This is a genomic window from Komagataeibacter intermedius TF2, from assembly GCF_000964425.1.
In the GTDB taxonomy this organism is placed as follows: domain Bacteria; phylum Pseudomonadota; class Alphaproteobacteria; order Acetobacterales; family Acetobacteraceae; genus Komagataeibacter; species Komagataeibacter intermedius.
In genome coordinates, this window is sequence record NZ_BANF01000116.1 from 1 (window position 1) to 2,593 (window position 2,593).

The window sequence follows — 2,593 nt, forward strand, 5'->3', positions numbered from 1 at the left end:
ACCACCGGCCATGCCTTCGGGGGAGAAAGTCTGGCGGTTACGACTGCCTGCGTGTCTGTTTCTGTGTTTCATGCTTACTGATATAAGTCCCGATATATCTTACGTCAAGATATATCGGAATATATTTTCAGATTCCCTCCATTCCTCCTTTCCAGACGCTGTACGCAGTCCATCCGTCAGTTCCCTACCCTGATCACATGAGTGAAAAATCTCGTGGTGCTCCCGTTTTCCTGAATAAAGAGGCGCATCGCGCGACAAGCAGATAGAGTGCCGGGGTCGTGAACATGGTCTGTGCCTGGCTGACCAGTAGCCCGCCGACCAGCGCAATGCCCAATGGCTGGCGCAGCTCCACGCCGTAGCCGCCCATCAGCACCAGCGGCAACGCGCCAAGAGCGGCGGCGAAGGTCGTCATGACAATCGGGCGCAGCCGTAGCAGACAGGCCTCGCGGATGGCGTCCCGTGGCGTCATGCCGCGCTCACGTTCGGCATGGATGGCGAAATCTACCAGCAGGATCGCGTTCTTCAGCGAGATGCCGGTGAGCAGCAGTATGGCGATCACCGCCATGCCCGAGAATGGCAGCCCGAACAGGTCGAGCGCGACCACTGCCCCGATCCCGGCCGAGGGAATGGTGGAAAGAATGGTGAGCGGATGCCACACGCTTTCATAGAGCATCCCCAATGTCAGATAGACGGCCAGCACTGCACCGATAATCAGGATCTCGCTGTCATGGGTGCTTTTGCCAACATCCCCTTCATCGCTCTGCAGTTCGCCGTTGATGGTCTCCGGGAGATGCAGATTGTGCCACTCCTGATCGATGATCGCCTGCGCCTGTGACAGGCTGACGCCGGGGGCCAGTTCCAGCGCCAGCGAGGCGGAACTGGCATAGCCGATATGGGTGACCGCCACCGGGTCGAGGCTGGGAGTGATGCGGGCTACGACTGACAGTGGCACCAGTGTCTCCTCCCCGGTCGCTACAGCCGATCCGGTCGAGGCATTCGCCCCGCCCGCCAGAGAATTGGCGATCTGGTTTCGAAATGCCGTGGCACTCGTGGAGGCCGTGGTACTGGCCGCAACCGATGTCACGACCCGGATGGTGTTCGACGCCGAACTGCCCGAGGCAGACCCACCGGACGGGCTGATCCAGAACTGCTTCAGGATTTCGGGATCACGCTGGAAGCGGTTTTCCACCGTCAGCACTACATTGTACTGCCCGTGTGTCGTGTAGACGACCGAGGCCGTGGTCTGGCCGAGCGCGTCGGACAGGGTATTGCCGATCACCTGCGGCGTCACGCCAACGCGGGCGGCGGTATCGCGGTCAATGGCCAGCGTGATGCCCTGTCCCGGCGGATCGACATCCGGGTCCACATCCGTGAACTCCCTGTGACGGCGCAGGGCTTTCGCCAGCCTGCGTGTCGCCGGTCCGAGCAGCCGGTCATCCTCGCTGCGCAGGATGTAGCTGACTCCGCTGCTGTTCGAGCCCACCCGCATCATGATGTTGCCCGGCGCCTGGGCGTGGTATTCGGCGTGAATGTCTTTCCCCATGCGCGCCACCACACGGGCCGCCACTTCCGTTCCCGAAGCCCGCCCGGTGGACAGGTCGCGCAGGGTTGCGAACACCATACCATGGCTGGAACCTTCGCCGGTATCGAGATAGGCGATGACATGGCTGACGGCCGGGTCTTCCAGCAGGACCCTGCTGAACCGCTCCAGCCGCGCCCTGGTCTGCGCCAGTGAACTGCCGCTGCCACGCGATCCGCCCGAGACGATGCCGATATCCTGACGCGGGAACACGACCTTTGGCATACGGGTGAACAGGACTATGCCCACCAGCAGGGTCAGCGGCAGCAGCAGTGCGGTCTTGCCGGGATGGCTCAGGCAGACGTCCAGAGTGCGGCGATACAGGCTGCCGTTATGTTTTTCATGATCCAGAAAATCTGCGACATCCACTTCTGGATGAACGGCCATTCTGTTTTCGGCAAAGCGCATGCACAGCGCTGTCAGGCACGGCGTGACCACGCAGGACAGGACCAGCGACACCGTGACAGTGATCCCCACCGTCCCGGCAAACTCCCGGAACAGCCGTCCCGTCAGACCGGACGCCAGCCCGATCGGCAGGAACACCGCCAGCACCGAGACGGTGATGGAGAGCAGCGTGAACGCCACCTCGCTGGCCCCGGCAATGGCGGCCTCATTGATGGACAGGCCCTGTTCACGCATGCGGATGATGTTCTCGATCACCACGATGGCGTCATCGACCACCAGACCCGTGACCACCGTCAGCGCCATGAGCGAGAGATTATCCAGCCCGAACCCCGCCAGATGCATCGGCCCGAGACTGGCGATCAGGCAGCACGGCACGATGATCGCCGCTGCAATGGATGCAGTCCACGAGCGCAGGAATACCCAGACCACGGCCAGCGCCAGAATGCAGGCGGCCAGCAGCGTCACCAGCGTATGGTGCAGGGAGGACCGGATCACCGCCGAGCCATCGCGCGCCACGGCGATATCCGCTCCCGGCGGCATCAGTGTCCGCAGCTGCGGGAGGCGGGCCTTCACCGCATCGACAATGCCGACCAGATTGGCTCCCGGCTG

At 62.7% G+C, this 2,593-nt stretch carries 1 protein-coding gene; it reads right to left on the reverse strand.

All coding sequences use genetic code 11. The features are described from left to right. Positions 1-193 precede the first annotated feature (193 nt). On the reverse strand, positions 194-2,593 hold a 2,400-nt coding region (locus tag B7449_RS13400; protein ID WP_048883696.1), incomplete at its 5' end, for an efflux RND transporter permease subunit.